The sequence below is a fragment of the Pseudomonas alcaligenes genome (genome assembly GCF_041729615.1).
Taxonomy (GTDB): domain Bacteria; phylum Pseudomonadota; class Gammaproteobacteria; order Pseudomonadales; family Pseudomonadaceae; genus Aquipseudomonas; species Aquipseudomonas alcaligenes_B.
The window spans coordinates 3,792,501-3,809,062 of sequence record NZ_CP154874.1; the positions used below are offsets into that span (position 1 = coordinate 3,792,501).

The following is a 16,562-nucleotide window of genomic DNA, read 5'->3' on the forward strand; positions in this document are numbered from 1 at the left end:
AAAAGCAGGCGACTGTATCGCGCCTGCGGCTAGCTGGCGCGGCATGCTGGCGGCCCTTGCGATTCTCCGGGAGCACCGCTGCATGCCGTTCGAATTCCACCAGATAGATGCTTTCGCCGACCGTCCCTTCACCGGCAACCCGGCCATGGTCTATCGCCTGGACGCCTGGCCGAGCGAGGAGCTGATGCAGCGCATCGCCGCCGAGCACAACCTGGCGGAGACCGCCTTCGTGGTGAAGGAGGGTGCGGTCTGGCGCATCCGCTGGTTCACCCCCAGTTGCGAGGTGCCGCTGTGTGGCCACGGCACCCTGGCCGCGGCCCATGTGCTTTTCGATATCTATGGCGAGGCGGGCGAGCGCCTGGAGTTCGTCTGCCTGTCCGGCGCGCTGGCGGTCAGCCGCGAGCCTGGCCGGCTGGTGCTGGATTTTCCGGCGATCGGCCTGGCGCCGGCGGACATGCAGGCCGAGGTCGAGCGGGTGCTGGGACAGAAGGTACTGGCCGTGCAGCTGGGCAAGGAGCTGCTGGCGGAGCTGGAGTCCGAGCAGGCGGTGCGCGCCTGCACGCCGGACCTGGCCGCGCTGGCCGGATTGCCCGGGCTCGGCGTGATAGTCACGGCGCCGGGGCGCAACCACGATTTCGTCTCGCGCTACTTCGCCCCGGGCATCGGCATCGACGAGGACCCGGTCACCGGCTCGGCCCATTGCATACTGGCGCCCTACTGGGCCGGGCGCCTGGGCAGGCACGAGCTGAGCGCCTACCAGTGTTCGGCGCGTGGCGGCGAGCTGCACTGCCGGGTGCTGGGCGAGCGGGTGCAGATCGCCGGCCAGGCGGTGCTGGTGGCCAGCGGCAGGCTGTTCGTGTAAGGCGCAGCGCGCCGTTCAGCTGCTACTGTAGCGGCGCACGCCGGACTCGCCCAGGCTGACATGGGCGGCCACGCTGCCGGGGGCGGCGAACACCACCAGGTGGTCGGCGGCGACGCGGATGCCGACCTGCTGGCCCGGCAGGTGGTCGGCGTGGCTGGGGAAGATCGCTTCCAGCTGGCTGCCGGTCGGCAGCTGCAGGCGGTACAGGGTGGCGGCGCCAAGGAAGGTCTTGCCGACGATCTGGGCACGCAGCGGGCTCTGGTCGTCCGGCACTATGTCGTCGGGGCGCAGCAGTACGTCCACCGCGCTGCCCGGGGCCAGGGTGTAGGCGCGGTTACCGCGGATCACGCCCAGTTCGGTCTGCACCGTGTCGGGACTCAGCAGCTGGCCGCGGATGAAGTAGCCCTGGCCGACGAAGCTGGCGACGAAGGGCGTCAGCGGCTCGTGGTACAGGTTGAAGGGGGTATCCCACTGCTCCAGGCGCCCGTCCTTGAACACGCCGACGTGATCGCTGACGGCGAAGGCTTCCTCCTGGTCGTGGGTGACCAGGATGGCGCTGGTGCCGCGCGCCTTGAGGATGTCGCGCACCTCGAAGCTGAGGCGCCGGCGCAGCTCGCCGTCGAGGTTGGAGAAGGGCTCGTCGAGCAGCAGCAGCTGCGGCTCCGGTGCCAGTGCGCGGGCCAGGGCCACGCGCTGCTGCTGGCCGCCGGACAGCTCGTGGGGGAAGCGCTTGCCCAGGTGGCCGAGCTTGACCAGCTCCAGCAGCTCGGCGGTGATGCGTTCGCGCTCGGGGTGCTTGCGGATGCCGAAGGCCACGTTGTCCGCCACGTTGAGGTGGGGGAACAGCGCGTAGTCCTGGAACACCATGCCGATGCGGCGCTTCTCTGGTGCCAGGGTGAAGCCGGCGCGCGAGATCACCTCACCGGCCAGCTCGATCTCGCCTTCCTGCACCGGCTCGAAGCCGGCGATGGCGCGCAGGGTGGTGGTCTTGCCGCAGCCGGAGGGGCCGAGCAGGCAGCCGATGTCGCCGGCGTTGAGGTGCAGGTCGAGCGCCTGCACGATGCGATGGCCCTGGTAGCCGCAGGCCAGTTGGCGCAGGGACAGCAGCAGCTGGCTCATGCGTTGCGGTAACCCGGGGCGACCAGCATTTCCAGCAGCGCCTTCTGCGCGTGCAGACGGTTCTCGGCCTGCTGCCAGGCCAGCGAGCGCGGATCGTCGAGCAGGTCCGTGCTGATTTCCTCGCCGCGGTGGGCCGGCAGGCAGTGCAGGAAGATCACGTCGGGGTCGGCCGCATCCAGCAGGGCGCGGGTGACCTGGTAGGGCGCGAACAGCTTGAGGCGCCTGGCGCTTTCCTCTTCCTGGCCCATGGAGGTCCACACGTCGGTGCTCACCAGGTGGGCGCCGGCCACCGCCTCGCGCGGATCGCGGACGATCCGCACGCGGTCGCCGGCGGCCTGGATGAACTCGGCCTTGGGCTCGTAGCCCTCGGGGCAGGCGATGCGCAGCTGGAAATCGAACTGCACGGCCGCTTCCAGGTAGCTGTTGCACATGTTGTTGCCGTCGCCGATCCAGGCCACGGTCTTGCCCTGGATGCTGCCGCGCGCCTCGGTGAAGGTCTGCATGTCGGCCAGCAGCTGGCAGGGGTGCAGGTCGTCGGACAGGCCGTTGATCACCGGCACCGTGCTGTGCGCGGCGAACTCGGTGAGGTTGCCGTGGGCGAAGGTGCGGATCATCACCGCGTCGAGCATGCTGGACATGACGATGGCGGTGTCGCCGATCGGCTCGCCACGGCCCAGCTGGGTGTCGCGCGGGGAGAGGAAGATGGCCTGGCCGCCGAGCTGGATCATGCCGGCCTCGAAGGACAGGCGGGTGCGGGTCGAGGCCTTCTCGAAGATCATGCCCAGCACGCGCCCCTTCAGCGGCTCGAACAGCACGCCGCGCTGGCGCAGATCCTTCAGCTCGATGGCTCGACGGATCAGCCCGGCCAGTTCCTGGGGGCTGTAATCCATCAACGAGAGAAAGTGCCTGGCGCTCATCTTCTTACTACCTTATTTCGACAACGGTCGCGGCCCGGTTTTTCCGGGGAAAAGCAGTCCGCTCAACGGCTGGAGCCGCGCGGGGCGACGGATGGGGGAGGCGCGATCTTATAAGGAAAAGACGCACCGGAGCAAATGAGCCCCGGGCGGACGATTTCTCCTCGGCCTGCGGCTGCCGTCACAAAAGTGACACATCGGCTTGCCCGTGCCAAATCCCCGCTCCTACCATGCGCCCCGCCTGGAATGGCACCCGCCCCGCAACGGGGCTTCATGGATAGCAATGCAAAGGAGTCTTGCATGAAACACGTAGCCTATGCCGCCGCCCTTTCCGCTCTGGCCCTGCTGACTGGCTGTGCCAGCCAGAACTACAGCCAGCCGAGCGCCCCGCTCAACGGTGAAGTGGAAACCAACCTGAAAGCGGACGTGAAAGTCGGCGAGTCCATCAGTGGCGAGTCTTCGGTGAACATCCTGTTCGGCATGTTCAAGCTGGGTGGCGACTCCCAGTACGCCGATGGCGTGACCTACGGTGGTGGCGAAGGTGGTTTTGCCCTGGGCCTGGACCCGGTGGCCACCGCCAAATCCGCCGCAGCCTTCAAAGCAGTGAAAAGCTCCGGTGCCGACCTGATCGTCGCGCCGCGCTATGAAGTCAGCGTGCAGGATTACATGGTGTACAAGTCGGTCAACGTCAAGGTGACCGGCAACAAGGGCACCATCACCGCAATCCGCTGATCGATGCGGGGCCCGGCCCCCTGTCGAGCATGATTGCAGCCCGAATCGGCGGGCATGATGCCCGCCGATTCACGAAATGAAGGCCTCTGGCCAACCCTCCTTCCAGCCTCCATAGTCTTGTTTCCACGACCCGACCGGTCGTCTCGAACAGAACAATGAGGCTAGGCCATGACCAAGACCCTCCATCACCGTGCCTGTCACCTGTGCGAGGCCATCTGCGGCCTGACCATCGAAACCGCAGACCAGGCAGACGGCAGCCGCCAGATCCTCTCGATCAAGGGCGATGCCCAGGACAGCTTCAGCCGTGGCCATATCTGCCCGAAAGCCGTGGCCCTGCAGGACATCCAGAACGACCCGGACCGCGTGCGCCAGCCGCTGCGCAAGGTCGCCGGGCAATGGCAGCCGATCGCCTGGGATGAGGCCTTCGCGCTGGTCGCCGAGCGTCTGTCGGCGATCCAGGCCGAGCACGGCAGGAACGCCGTGGCCGTGTACCAGGGCAACCCCAGCGTGCACAACTACGGGCTGATGACCCACAGCAACTACTTCCTCGGCCAGCTGAAGACGCGCAACCGCTTCTCCGCCACCTCGGTGGACCAGCTGCCGCACCACCTGACCAGCTACCTGATGTACGGCCACGGCCTGCTGCTGCCGATCCCGGACATCGACCATACCCAGTTCATGCTGATCCTCGGTGGCAACCCGCTGGCCTCCAACGGCAGCATCATGACCGTGCCGGACGTGGAGAAGCGCCTCAAGGCGCTCAAGGCCCGTGGCGGCAGGCTGGTGGTGGTCGACCCGCGGCGCAGCGAGACGGCGGCCATGGCCGACCAGCATCTGTTCGTGCGCCCGGGCAACGACGCCGCGCTGCTGCTCGGCCTGCTCAATACCCTGTTCGACGAGGGCCTGACCCGCGCCAGCCACCTGCCGGTCAACGGCCTGGAGCAGGTCCGCGAGGCCATCGCGCCGTTCACCGCCGAGGCCATGAGCGCGCGCTGCGGCGTGCCGGCGCAGGACCTTCGCCAGCTGGCCCGCGACTTCGCCGCGGCCGAGTCGGCGGTGTGCTACGGGCGCATGGGGGTGTCCACCCAGGCCTATGGCAGCCTGTGTCACTGGCTGATCCAGCTGATCAACCTGGTCACCGGCAATCTCGACAGCGTCGGCGGCGCGCTGTGCACCAGCCCGGCCGTCGACCTGGTGGCGAGCACTTCCGGCGGCCACTTCAACGTCTGGCAGAGCCGCGTCTCCGGCCTGCCGGAATACGGCGGCGAGCTGCCGGTGGCGGCCCTGGCCGAGGAGATGCTCACCCCCGGCGAGGGGCAGATCCGCGCGCTGATCACGGTGGCCGGCAACCCGGTGCTGTCCACGCCCAACGGCCGCCAGCTGGAGCAGGCCCTGGAGGGGCTGGACTTCATGGTCGCGGTGGATCTCTACATCAACGAGACCACCCGCCACGCCGACCTGATCCTGCCGCCCACCGCGCCGCTGGAGCACGATCACTACGACACCACCTTCAATATGTTTGCCGTGCGCAACGTCACCCGCTTCAACGAGCCGGTGCTGGCCAAGCCTGCAGGCGCGCTGGACGACTGGGAGATCTTCGTCGGCCTGGCCCAGGCCTTCGCCGCGAAGAACGGCACCGAGCTGAAGCCGACGATGCCGCCGCAGCAGATGATCGACATGGGCCTGCGCTTCGGCCCCTATGGCGACAAGTCCGAGCACAAGCTGAGCCTGGCGGCGCTGCGCGACGCGCCCCACGGCATCGACCTGGGCCCGCTCAAGCCGAACCTGGCGGCGCGCCTGAAGACCGAATCGAAGGCCATCGAGGCCGCTCCGGCGTTGCTGGTGGCGGACCTCGCGCGCTTCGCCGCCGAGCCGCAACCGGCCGCCGGCGAGCTGCTGCTGATCGGCCGGCGCCATGTGCGCAGCAACAACTCCTGGATGCACAACTACCAGCGCCTGGTGAAGGGCAAGCCGCGCCACCAGCTGCTGATGCACCCCGACGATATGGCCGGCAGAGGCCTGAGCGACGGCCAGCGCGTGCGCGTGCAGTCGCGGGTCGGGGTGATCGAGGTGGAGGCGCTGGCCAGCGACGAGATGATGCCCGGTGTGGTCAGCCTGCCGCATGGCTGGGGGCATGCCCGGCCCGGCGTGCAGATGGCGATTGCCAGCGCCCAGCCGGGTGCCAGCGCCAACGACCTGACCGACGAGCGTCAGCTCGACGCGGTGTCCGGCAACGCGGCGCTCAATGGCGTGCCGGTGCGCGTGGAGGCTGCCTAGAGATCCACTCCGTAGGCGGCGTAGATCCTCTCGATGGTGCCGTTCTGCTTGAGCCGCGCGAGCGCGGCGTCCAGCTTGTCCACCCAGGCCGCGTGCCTGGGCTGGATGCGCATGCTGACATCGTAGGAGCTGATCACATCGCCTATTTCCAGCTGGCGGTATTCGCTGATCTTGAGCTGGTGATACTGGGCAATGGCCTTGTTGACGATGATCTGGTCGAAGCGTGACTTGGCCAGCATGCTCAGCAGCTGTTGCTCGCTCAGGCCGTTGCGCCGGTCCAGCTGCCCGGAGGCGATCAGCGGAGCCAGCTCGGGGTAGGCGTAGCCACGCACCATGCCCACCGACTTGCCGCGCAGGTCCTCGGGATGCCTTACCGGGAAAGCCTTGCCCGGCGCGAAGACCAGGCTGTCGACCACCTTGCCGAAGGGTAGCGAGAAGACTCCCGGGACCTTCTGATCCTTCACCCAGCCGGGGTAGACACCAGGCTCGATATCGAGCTTGCCCTCGTTGAACAGCAGGCCGATGCGCGGATAGGGGTAGTACTGCACGTTGAAGCGATCGCCGGTGATCCTCGCCAGCTCGTCGAAGATGTCCTGGTAGATGCCGCGCCTGCCATCCTCGATCATCATCGGCGGGTAGTCGTAGAAACCCACCTCGAAGGTTGCGGCGTCCGCAACCTGCAAGTAGCAGCTTAGGCACAGCGCAGTCAGCGCCTCGATCAACCGCTTCGGCACGGCGCCCGATCCTCCTTCCGGTTTCTCCTCAGCTTAGCCATCCCCGACCCAGGCGCTGGGTCTTTCGTGTACAATCGCGCCACCGTGCCCGGCACAGGTCCGGGAAAGTTCAGACGAGGTGAGTCGTGGATATTATCGATACCATCAAAGAGCAGATCGCCAACAACACCATCCTGCTGTACATGAAAGGCTCGCCGAACGCGCCGCAGTGCGGCTTCTCCGCTCGCGCCGCGCAGGTGGTGATGGCCTGCGGCGAGAAGTTCGCCTACGTGGACATCCTGCAGAACCCGGAAATCCGCGCCAACCTGCCCAAGTACGCCAACTGGCCGACCTTCCCCCAGCTGTGGGTGGCCGGTGAGCTGGTCGGCGGCAGCGACATCATGACCGAGATGTTCGAGAAGGGTGAGCTGCAGACCCTGATCAAGGAAGCCGCCGAGAAGGCCAAGGCCGAGTAAGGCGCTGCGTTGTTCCCGAAAGCCGATGCCTGTGCATCGGCTTTTTTGTGTCCGAGGATTCATGGATGAACAGATTTCTGCTGCTGGGCCTGGCCCTGCTGAGCGCCAGCGCCCAGGCCGACTGCGGCTACCGCCCGCTGGTCATCGCGCCGGAGACGGCCGCGCTCTATGTCGGCTTCGGCGAGCGGGTGCGGGTGGAGTTCGATAACTACAAGCTGGATGGCGAGGTGGACAGCTTTCCCGAGCCGCCGCTGCGCATCCGCCGGGACGCCGCCCTGTGCCAGGTCGACGGTGGCATCTGGCGGCGTGACGGCGTGTATCTGGATCGCGCCGAGCGGCGCCTGCTGGTGCAGAGTTTCAGCGGCTCGGGTGGCGAGCTGACGATCTTCGACACGGCCAGCTGCGCCGAACTGGCCCGCCTCGAGCTACCGGAAGCCAGCTGGGCCCTGCAGGGCGACAGCCTGGTCGTCGGGCGCCAATGCCGCGAGGCGGGGCTGGAACATTGCTCCCTGCGCGAGGTGCATGCCCTGGATGCCGACTGTCTTCCCGATTGAGGGCTACAGCAGGCGTACCTGCGTCGCGCCGGGAGGCTGGCCGCAACCGGTCTGCGCAGTCGGCTCCAGATAGGGTGAAAGGAGCGGCGCCATGCCCTTGAGCACCTGCACCGGTAGCGCCGAGGTGAAGCGGAAACCTTCCGCCGCCTGGCCCGGTACGAAGGCGGTGAGGGTGCCGAAGTGGCGCGGCCCCAGGTAGAAGACGAAGGTGGCGGTGCGGTTCATCGCCCGCGAACTCAGCACATGGCCGCCGCGGGTGGTGCTCTCGATGCGGTTGTCGCCGGTGCCGGTCTTGCCGCCGAGCACCAGCGGCGTGCCGTCGGCCAACTGGAAGCTGCCGTGCAGGCGCCGCGCGGTACCGGCTTCGACCACCTGGGAGAGGGCACCGCGCAGGGCCGCTGCTACTTCCGAGGGCAGCACCCGCTGGCCACGCTGGCTGTCCTGCTGCAGTCGCGTTTCATAGGGCGTCCCGGCGGCGAAGTGCAGGCTGTCGATGCGCACGCTGGGCTGGCGGATGCCGTCGTTCTGAATGATGCCCATCAGCTCGGCCAGCGCCGCCGGCCTGTCGCCGGAGCTGCCGATGGCGGTGGCCAGCGACGGCACCAGGTGCTCGAAGGGGTAGCCCAGGCGCTTCCAGCGCTGGTGGATGTCGAGGAAGGCCTCGACCTCCAGCAGGGTGCGGATGCGGCTGTCGCGGGCGCTCTTGTGGCGGGTCTTGAACAGCCAGCCGTAGACCTCCTGGCGCTCCTCGGCGCTGGCCGCCACGGCGTCCTTGAAGCTGGCCTGCGGATTTTCGATCAGGTAGCCGAGCAGCCACAGCTCCAGCGGGTGCACGCGGGCGATGTAGCCCTGGTCCGGCAGGCTCCAGGCGCCGGGGCCGTAGTCCAGGTACAGGGCCTGGAGCTTCTTGTCGGTGAGTTTCTCGGTCTTGTCGTTGGCGTGGGCGCGGATGAAGGCGGCGAAGGTCGCCTGGTCCACCTCCGGCATCAGGTAGCGGTGCACCGCTGCCAGGCGCACGGCGGTGGGGCGCAGGCCTTCGAGGAAGGTGTCCAGGCGCTGCTGGGCGTTCTGCCCCTGGTACTTGCGCCAGAAGCGCAGTAGGAAGGTGGTGCCCTCGCGGTCGGCGAAGCGCTTGAGGTAGCCCTCGCGCAGTGGATGCTTGTCGTCCTGCAGCAGCGCCGCGCTGTTGCTGGCGCCGTGGTAGGTGCTGTAGCGCACCAGGTCGCGCAGCAGGCGGATGAAGGGCAGGTTGATCGACTCCTGCAGGGCCACGCGCAGGGTGGGGATGCGCGCGTTGTCCTCGCGCTTGAAGTTGCTGAAGGTGTGCGCGCCGCCGCCGGTGAAGAAGGTCTCGTAGGGGCTGGCCGAATACTTGCGCTCCAGCGCCGCCTCCAGGGTGTCGCGCAGGTTCTGCTCGGGCTTGGCGATCAGCTGGTCGATCACCCAGCGGCTCAGGTGATCCTGCGCCGCCACCTCGACCTTGCGCAGCGCGTCCACGCTCTGCCCGGCATAGCGCGCATGCAGCTCGGCGATCACCTCCAGGTAGGTGGTCAGCACCCGCAGCTTGGCGGTGGAACCCAGCTCCAGCTTGCTGCCCTCGTTGAGGTCGAAGGGCTGGTCGGTGCTGTCGGTCTGCACCCGCACCCGCGCGCCATCCGGGCTGCGTTCGAACAGGGTGAAGCTGTAGCGCACCTCGGCGGTCTTCTCCGGCGACAGCAGGCGTTCGCCGTACAGGCCGATCTGCCCGGCGAACTCCGGGTCGGCCAGCTGGCGCAGGTAGGCGCTGGCCTGCTGCTGCAGCTCGGCGTTGAGGGTGCTGGTGGCGGCCAGGTCGAGGCGGTCGAGGTCGTACAACGGCAGGTTGAGCAGGCCGGACAGCCGCGAGCGGGCCACGCTGATGCCCTTGTTGCCCTGCACCGGCTGGATCGCCGGGTACTGCTCCAGGTCGCGGAACTGCAGGCGCTGCGCCAGCGCCGCGTCGCGCAGCGCCCAGTCGATCACGCCGCCGGCGGCGAGTACGCGGATATGACTGTCGGTCAGCGTCTCCAGCTCCTTGCGGCCCTGGGCCAGGTAGTAGGAGGGGCGGCGCTGGGCGATCATCAGGGCCAGCACCTGGCGCAGCGCCAGGCCACGCTCGGCGCGGCTGGCCAGCGGCGTGCGGGCCGGGTCGAGGAGGGCGTTGACCCGCGCGAAGTCGGCACCGAACCACACGCGCAGGCCGTCGGCCAGGCCGTGCACCTCGCCGTGGCCGGGGGCGGCGGAGAGCGGCACGCTGTTGAGGTAGTCGCGCACGATGCGCTGGCGCGTGGCGAAGGTTTCCGGGCCCTGCTGGTAGGCGCGCACGCTGGCGGACACCATCTGCCGCAGCTTTTCCATGGCCGAGAGGGTCAGGCCGTCGGGCGAGTGGCGGTACTTCTCCAGCTGGGTGGCCAGGGTACTGCCACCGGCCGACTGTTCCTGCAGGGCGAAGCTCTTGCCGACCTGCGACAGCGCCGCCCTGGCGAAGCGCGGCCAGTCCACCGCCGGGTTGGCCAGTGGCTGGTCGGCAGCGAGCAGGTGGCGGTTCTCGATGAACAGCAGGCTGCTGACCACCAGCGGCGGGATGTCGCTGAACTGCGGGTAGAGCTGCTGCGGGTAGCGGAACAGGTACAGCGGATCGCCGCGGCAGTCGCTGATGGCCAGGCCGGCCTGCATCTTCTCGGCGAAGGGCGGGAAGAAACCGTGGCCGGCGTAGGTGCGCAGGGCGTCGGACTGGCGCGCCTGGGCGGTAATCAGGAACTGCCGTTGCTGCAGGCGCTCCAGCAGCAGCGGCAGGTGCGCGTAGCCCAGGCGCTTGTCGAAGGGGCCGTCGCTGGGAAACAGGATGGCCGGGCTCGGGCCGGGCTCGACCCGGTAGCTCAGGCTGGCGGCGTAGCGGCTGAACTCGCGGGCCTGCAGACGCGCGGTGGTGAGTTCGCGGTAGGCGACTATGCCCAGGGCGATCAGCAGGAGCACCAGCAGTGGCCAGGTCAGGCGGCTCCAGGTGCGTTTGCGGCGGGGCTTTTTCGACGATAACAGCGGCTCAGGGTCGCTCAGGGGGAGCGCGGTCTGGGGTGTTTCTGACTGCCACAGTGAGCCCATGTTCGACTGGCCTGGCTGCTCAGGATCGGTGCTCTTGATCCAAGCTTAGTCGGCGCCGAGGGGGAGGCGGGCTTTTTGTCGTCGACTAGTCGTCATCGCACTCCACCTCTTCCTTGTACTCGTCGAACTTGGCTTCGCGCTTGACCTTGCAGGCGCCGACGCGAAATTCCTCCTTCCACTCGCCGCGCCAGTGCGCGCCGTGGCCGTGTCGGCACTTGATCTCGACCTCGTAGCCATCGTCCTCGAACTCTTCCTTGACCCGGCAGGGGCCGTCGCGGTACTCGGCCTCCCAGTCCCGCTGGCCCTGGGGCCAGCCGCCACGCGCATGATCGGCGAGGACGGGCAGGCTCAGCAGCAGGCAGGTGGTGCACAGCAGGGGCGGGAAGAGCTTCATGGCGCGGGATCCGGTGGGGGTGTCATGCATTCGACGCCGGCCCCGGGAAAAGGTGCCGGCTCAGCCGCGTGCCGCGCTGACCCCCTCGAGGGTGGCGAAGGAGGTGTCCTTGGCGGTGAGCAGGAAGTCGCGCATGAAGGGCGCATCCAGCATGTCGGCGCGGATGCCGGCGTAGAGCGTGGCGAACAGGCCCTTGTCGCCCAGGCGCTTGGCGGTGACGTAGCCGCGCGAGCTGTACTCGTGCAGCGCCCAGTTGGGCAGCCCGCAGACGCCGCGGCCGCTGGCCACCAGCTGCATCATCATCACGGTCAGCTCGGAGGTGCGCACCTGCGCCGGCTCGATGTCGGCCGGTTCGAGGAAGCGGGTGAAGATGTCCAGGCGGTCGCGCTCCACCGGGTAGGTGATCAGCGTCTCGCGCTCCAGGTCCTCGGGCTGGATGTAGGGGCGGCTCGCCAGCGGGTGCTGGTTGGCCACCGCCAGCAGCGCCTCGTAGGTGAACAGCGGCACGTAGGTGATGCCGGGCAGCTCCACCGGGTCGGAGGTCACCACCAGGTCGAGGTCGCCGCGGGCCAGCGCCGGCAGCGGGGCGAAGGAGAAGCCCGAGGCCAGGTCCAGTTCCACTTCCGGCCAGGCGTCGCGGAACTGGTCGATGGTCGGCATCAGCCACTGGAAGCAGCTGTGGCACTCGATGGCCATGTGCAGGCGGCCCGCGGTGCCCCCGGCCAGGCGCGCCAGGTCGCGCTCGGCGGCGCGCAGCTGCGGCAGCAGGCTGTCGGCCAGCTGCAACAGGCGCAGGCCGGCGCTGGTGAAGCGCACCGGCTTGGTCTTGCGCACGAACAGCTGCATGCCCAGGCGCTCCTCCAGCTCCTTGAACTGGTGGGACAGCGCCGACTGGGTCAGGTGCAGGCGCTCGGCGGCCTCCACCAGGCTGTCGGCTTCGCGCAGGGCGTGCAGGGTCTTGAGGTGGCGCAATTCCAGCATGAGCGAATCTCAATGAATGAAATTTGTGATGATCGCGAATATGTTGAGTTTGTCTCATGGAGTGGTCGCTGTCGAGAATGTGCGCCATTGACCTGCAAGGAGACAGACAGATGGCACTGGCCCACAACCTCGGCTTTCCCCGCATCGGCCGCGACCGCGAACTGAAGAAGGCCCTGGAAGCCCATTGGCAGGGCGAGCTCGACGAAGCCGGCCTGCGCGCCGTCGGCCGCGAGCTGCGCGCCGCGCACTGGCAGCTGCAGAAGGACGCCGGCATCGAGCTGCTGCCGGTCGGCGACTTCGCCTGGTACGACCAGGTGCTGACCCACTCGCTGATGTTCGGCGTGATCCCCGAGCGCTTCCGGCGGCACGGCGCCCAGCCGACCCTCGACACCCTGTTCGGCATGGCCCGTGGGGTTTCTGGGAACAAGAGCAGCCAGAACAGCTGCTGCGGCGGTGTCCACGCCCAAGAGCTCACCAAGTGGTTCGACAGCAACTACCACTACCTGGTCCCCGAATTCTCCGCCGATCAGCAGTTCAGCCTGAGCTGGCAACAGCTGTTCGAGGAAGTGGAGGAGGGCCTGGCCCTGGGGCACGCCCTCAAGCCGGTGCTGATCGGCCCGCTGACCTACCTGTGGCTGGGCAAGTGCAAGGGTGGCGAGTTCGACCGGCTCGAGCTGCTCGAGCGCCTGCTGCCGGTCTACGGCGAGATCCTCCAGCGCCTGGCCGGGCTGGGCATCGACTGGGTGCAGATCGACGAACCGATCCTGGCGCTGGACCTGCCGCAGGCCTGGAAGAACGCCTTCGAGCGCGCCTACAACCTGCTGCAGCGCGAGCCGTGCCGCAAGCTGATCGCCACCTACTTCGCCGGCCTGGAGGACAACCTCGGTCTGGCCGCCGGACTGCCGGTGGACGGCCTGCACATCGACCTGGTGCGCGCCCCGGAGCAGTTCCCGGCCATCCTCGACCGCCTGCCGGCCTACAAGGTGCTGTCGCTGGGCGTGGTCGACGGCCGCAACATCTGGCGCAGCGACCTCGACCAGGCCCTGGGGCTGCTGCGCGAAGCCCACGAACGCCTCGGTGCACGCCTGTGGCTGGCGCCCAGCTGCTCGCTGCTGCACGTGCCGGTCGATCTGCGCCGCGAGGACCGGCTGGATGACGAGCTGAAAAGCTGGCTGGCCTTTGCCGTGCAGAAATGCGCGGAAGTCGCCGTACTGGCCCGCGCCCTGCGCGAGCCGCAGGATCCCGAGGTGCGTGCCGCACTGCTCGCCAGTCGCGCGGCACAGGACAGCCGCGCCGCCTCGTCGCGCATCCACAAGCCGGCGGTGCAGGAGCGCCTGGCGGCGATTCGTCCCGAGCACAGCCGGCGCCCGTCGCCCTTCGCCGAGCGCAGCGTGCAGCAGCGTGCACGGCTCAGGCTGCCGCTGTTTCCCACCACCACCATCGGCTCCTTCCCGCAGACCCCGGCCATCCGCCTGGCGCGCCAGGCGTTCAGGGCCGGCAAGCTGTCGGTGGCCGCGTACACCGAGGCCATGCACAGCGAAATACGCCATGCAGTGACGGTGCAGGAGCAGCTGGGCCTGGACGTGCTGGTGCACGGCGAGGCCGAGCGCAACGACATGGTCGAGTACTTCGCCGAACAGCTCGACGGCTACGCCTTCACCCGCTTCGGCTGGGTGCAGAGCTACGGCTCGCGCTGCGTGAAGCCGGCGCTGATCTATGGCGACCTGTCGCGCCCGCGACCGATGACGGTGGACTGGATTCGCTACGCGCAGGGCTGCACCGACAAGCCGATGAAGGGCATGCTGACCGGCCCGGTGACCATGCTGATGTGGTCCTTCGCGCGCGACGACATCCCGCGCGAGCAGCAGGCACGCCAGCTGGCCCTGGCCATCCGCGACGAGGTAGTGGACCTGGAGGCGGCCGGCATCAGGGTCATCCAGATCGACGAGGCGGCCTTCCGCGAGGGCCTGCCGCTGCGCAAGGCCGGTTGGCAGCACTACCTGGACTGGGCCACCGAGGCCTTCCGCCTGTGCGCCTCGGGGGTGCGCGACGAGACGCAGATCCATACTCACATGTGCTATAGCGAATTCAACGACGTGATCGAGGCCATCGCGGCGATGGACGCCGACGTCATCACCATCGAGACCTCGCGCTCGGACATGCAGCTGCTGGAGGCCTTCGAGCGCTTCGAGTACCCCAACGAGATCGGCCCCGGCGTCTACGACATCCACTCGCCGCGGGTGCCGGACAGCGCCGAGATGGTGCGCCTGATGAAGAAGGCCGCCCGACGGGTGCCGGCCGAGCGCCTGTGGGTCAACCCGGACTGCGGCCTGAAGACCCGTGGCTGGACGGAGACCGAGGCGGCGCTGGTCAACATGGTGGCGGCGGCCAGGCAGCTGCGCGCCGAGCTGGCCTGAGGCCTGCGCCCGAGCGCTACTCGATGCGCTGCTCGCCGCTGAACACCAGGGTCGCCCGGCAGCGCCGGCAGAAGTAGCGGCGCCCCTGGGCCACCAGGCGGTGGCGCTGGCTGGAGAAGGGGAACTCGCCGTCCGGGCACTGACACAGGTAGAGGTAGCGGGTGCTCTTGCGCCGGCCCACCTCGTAGTGGTGGCAGCGCTCCGGCGGCAGCTCGTAGACCCCGCGCATGATCAGCTGCCATTCCTCGCCATGCGGCTGGATGCGCGGGCCGAACAGCTGGTGCGCGACCAGGTGGGCCACCTCGTGGGCCACCGTCTGCTTGAGGAAGTGCTCGCGGTTTTCCGCGTAGAGCTTGGGGTTGAAGCGCAGCAGGTTCTCCTGCAGGTGGGCGACGCCGGCCTTCTGCCCACGCAGCTTGAAGCTGACCTCGGGGCGGGGGAAGCGGCGCTTGAAGAAGTCTTCGGCCAGCTGGTAGCAGGCTTCGACGCGGGCGTGGAGAAGTTCGGGCATGGCGCGATTATGCCGGGCCGGGGCGCGGCATAAAACACGAGGCCGCCCGAAGGCGGCTTCCTGTGGCGGCAGGCCGGGTTTCCAATCAGCTGGTGTAGACAGGCCCCACGCCAAAGCCCCAGAGGATCACCGAGCAGGCGATCATCGCGACCAGCACCACCAGGCCCACGGCCAACACCGAGCTGGAGAACATGAAGCCCTCGTCTTCGGGGATGCCCATGAAGGTGGGGATGCCGGCATACAGCAGGTAGACCGTGTAGCAGATGGCCGCGGTGCCGACGAACATGCCCAGCCACAGGCTCGGGTAGAGCGCGGCGACCCCGCCGATGAATAGCGGCGTGGCGGTGTAGGCGGCGAAGACCACGCACTGGGTCAGGGTCGGGTTGGAGTCGTAGGTGCGCGCCATCCAGTGGATGAAGGCGCCCATCACGGCCACGCCGGCGAGCATCGCCAGGTAGGACATGATGGTCATCTGCAGCGCGCTGGCCGCGGTGAGCTTGACCGGGTCGCCATCGCCGACCGTCCAGCCCACCTCGGTGGTGCCGAAGTAGGCGCAGATCGCCGGTATGGCCGCGAGAATCAGGACATGGGTCAGGTACATGTGGCTGATGGTTTCTTCCTCGCCACGGATTTCCTGCCACTCTTGGTCGGGATGGGTGAAGAGCCCCCAAACATGGTGGATCATGCAGACACCTCCTCTTTTTATTGTCGATCGCCCCCGAGCGTAGCGCCCGGTACGCGTGCTCAGCGTCACCGGGTGCAGGCCGAACTTACTGCGACCGTATGCCGCAGTATAGGAGAAGGGCGCAGCCCGCGTGAGCCGTGGCTTTAGAGCGAATCGCTCTCTAAGAGTCAGCCGTAATAGCGCTGCAGTATTTCCATCGCCAGGTTGATCGACTGCAGGCGCTCGGTGCTGCCGCCGCGGTCCGGGTGGTGCTGGCTGACCAGCTGGCGGTAGCGCAGCTTGATGCTGGCGAGGTCGAGCGGCCGGTCGCCGTCCAGTTCGAACAGCTCCAGGGCCGCGCGTTTCTCGTCACCGCCCTGCATGCGCGTCCAGAAGCTGGCCAGCAGCTTTTCCACGTCGCGCTCGGTGGTGTCGCGCAGGTGCTGCAGGTCGAGGTAGTAGTCGCGCAGCGGATCGTGCTCGGCCAGCGCCACGCTGCCGGGGCGCCAGGGCTGCAGTTGCACGCACAGCGGGCTGATGTGCAGGTGGGCCTCCTGGCGGCCCCAGAGGTGCTCGCGCAGCCGGTACAGGGCGTTGAACAGCAGGAAGTGGGTACGGAACAGCACCAGCTTGTCGGCCAGTTCCAGGTGCGGGATATGCGTGGAGCGGCGCGCCTTGAGCTGCTGGATCAGCTGGAACTCGCTGATGCCGGCGGGCGCGGCGCGCAGCAGTTCGTGCAGTTGCTCGGCAAGGTCGAGGGCGGGGTCGAGGTCGTTGTTCATCGGCTGAGCCTAACACGGGCTGCCGCGAGCCGGCTTTGTGCGTAAA

At 68.1% G+C, this 16,562-nt stretch carries 15 protein-coding genes; 6 read left to right on the top strand and 9 right to left on the bottom strand.

The window, feature by feature from the left end; translation table 11 throughout:
- Positions 1-82 precede the first annotated feature (82 nt).
- A complete protein-coding gene (locus AAG092_RS18425) occupies positions 83-862 on the top strand; it encodes a PhzF family phenazine biosynthesis protein (RefSeq protein ID WP_373387819.1) in 780 nt (259 codons plus the stop codon).
- A 15-nt stretch (positions 863-877) separates the two neighbouring features.
- On the opposite strand, the gene AAG092_RS18430 is transcribed toward AAG092_RS18425, so the two are convergent.
- Both AAG092_RS18430 and argF read right to left on the bottom strand, forming a co-directional pair.
- Positions 878-1,981 carry an ABC transporter ATP-binding protein gene (locus AAG092_RS18430; RefSeq protein WP_110682217.1) on the bottom strand — a complete coding sequence of 368 codons (1,104 nt, stop codon included), beginning with the start codon at positions 1,979-1,981 and terminating at the stop codon, positions 878-880.
- Positions 1,978-2,898: an ornithine carbamoyltransferase gene (argF, locus tag AAG092_RS18435; RefSeq protein WP_373387822.1), complete on the bottom strand. Its 921-nt coding sequence runs from the start codon at positions 2,896-2,898 to the stop codon at positions 1,978-1,980. The genes AAG092_RS18430 and argF overlap by 4 nt, the downstream gene beginning before the upstream one ends.
- Before the next feature lie 297 nt (positions 2,899-3,195).
- Here argF and AAG092_RS18440 point away from each other — a divergent pair, with 297 nt between their 5' ends.
- Complete coding sequence (locus tag AAG092_RS18440) at positions 3,196-3,627, top strand: hypothetical protein (RefSeq protein WP_110682215.1); 432 nt, start codon at positions 3,196-3,198, stop codon at positions 3,625-3,627.
- Positions 3,628-3,795: 168 nt separating this feature from the next.
- Positions 3,796-5,904 (top strand): molybdopterin oxidoreductase family protein, encoded by a 2,109-nt coding sequence (locus tag AAG092_RS18445; protein WP_373387824.1) that lies wholly within the window; start codon positions 3,796-3,798, stop codon positions 5,902-5,904.
- Here AAG092_RS18445 and AAG092_RS18450 read toward each other — a convergent pair.
- The gene (locus tag AAG092_RS18450) at positions 5,901-6,638 is read right to left on the bottom strand and encodes a substrate-binding periplasmic protein (protein ID WP_373387826.1); all 738 of its coding nucleotides are present in this window, start codon (positions 6,636-6,638) and stop codon (positions 5,901-5,903) included. The genes AAG092_RS18445 and AAG092_RS18450 overlap by 4 nt on opposite strands.
- A gap of 125 nt (positions 6,639-6,763) precedes the next feature.
- Here AAG092_RS18450 and grxD point away from each other — a divergent pair, with 125 nt between their 5' ends.
- On the top strand, positions 6,764-7,093 hold the full coding sequence (gene grxD, locus AAG092_RS18455) for a Grx4 family monothiol glutaredoxin (protein WP_110682212.1): 330 nt from the start codon (positions 6,764-6,766) through the stop codon (positions 7,091-7,093).
- A 65-nt stretch (positions 7,094-7,158) separates the two neighbouring features.
- Positions 7,159-7,647, top strand: a complete 489-nt coding sequence (locus AAG092_RS18460; RefSeq protein WP_373387828.1) for a hypothetical protein — start codon at positions 7,159-7,161, stop codon at positions 7,645-7,647.
- Between the two features lie 3 nt (positions 7,648-7,650).
- Here AAG092_RS18460 and AAG092_RS18465 read toward each other — a convergent pair whose 3' ends face one another.
- The 3 genes from AAG092_RS18465 to metR form a co-directional block, all read right to left on the bottom strand.
- Positions 7,651-10,767 carry a transglycosylase domain-containing protein gene (locus AAG092_RS18465; RefSeq protein ID WP_373387830.1) on the bottom strand — a complete coding sequence of 1,039 codons (3,117 nt, stop codon included), beginning with the start codon at positions 10,765-10,767 and terminating at the stop codon, positions 7,651-7,653.
- An 85-nt stretch (positions 10,768-10,852) separates the two neighbouring features.
- The gene (locus tag AAG092_RS18470; protein WP_373387832.1) at positions 10,853-11,161 is read right to left on the bottom strand and encodes a hypothetical protein; all 309 of its coding nucleotides are present in this window, start codon (positions 11,159-11,161) and stop codon (positions 10,853-10,855) included.
- 60 nt (positions 11,162-11,221) lie between these two features.
- Positions 11,222-12,142 (bottom strand): transcriptional regulator MetR, encoded by a 921-nt coding sequence (gene metR, locus AAG092_RS18475; RefSeq protein WP_110682208.1) that lies wholly within the window; start codon positions 12,140-12,142, stop codon positions 11,222-11,224.
- Between the two features lie 110 nt (positions 12,143-12,252).
- Here metR and metE point away from each other — a divergent pair, with 110 nt between their 5' ends.
- Complete coding sequence (metE, locus tag AAG092_RS18480; RefSeq protein WP_373387835.1) at positions 12,253-14,559, top strand: 5-methyltetrahydropteroyltriglutamate--homocysteine S-methyltransferase; 2,307 nt, start codon at positions 12,253-12,255, stop codon at positions 14,557-14,559.
- A gap of 16 nt (positions 14,560-14,575) precedes the next feature.
- Here the strand turns inward: metE and AAG092_RS18485 are convergent, their stop codons facing one another.
- The 3 genes from AAG092_RS18485 to AAG092_RS18495 all read right to left on the bottom strand — a co-directional run bounded on the left by AAG092_RS18485 (position 14,576) and on the right by AAG092_RS18495 (position 16,516).
- Entirely contained in the window at positions 14,576-15,184 is a 609-nt protein-coding gene (locus tag AAG092_RS18485; RefSeq protein WP_373387837.1) for a SprT family zinc-dependent metalloprotease, read from the bottom strand.
- Entirely contained in the window at positions 15,156-15,755 is a 600-nt protein-coding gene (locus AAG092_RS18490; protein WP_110682205.1) for a Yip1 family protein, read from the bottom strand. Before AAG092_RS18490 ends, AAG092_RS18485 begins: the two co-directional genes overlap by 29 nt.
- Positions 15,756-15,922: 167 nt before the next feature.
- On the bottom strand, positions 15,923-16,516 hold the full coding sequence (locus AAG092_RS18495) for a DNA-J related domain-containing protein (RefSeq protein WP_110682204.1): 594 nt from the start codon (positions 16,514-16,516) through the stop codon (positions 15,923-15,925).
- Positions 16,517-16,562: the final 46 nt, after the last annotated feature.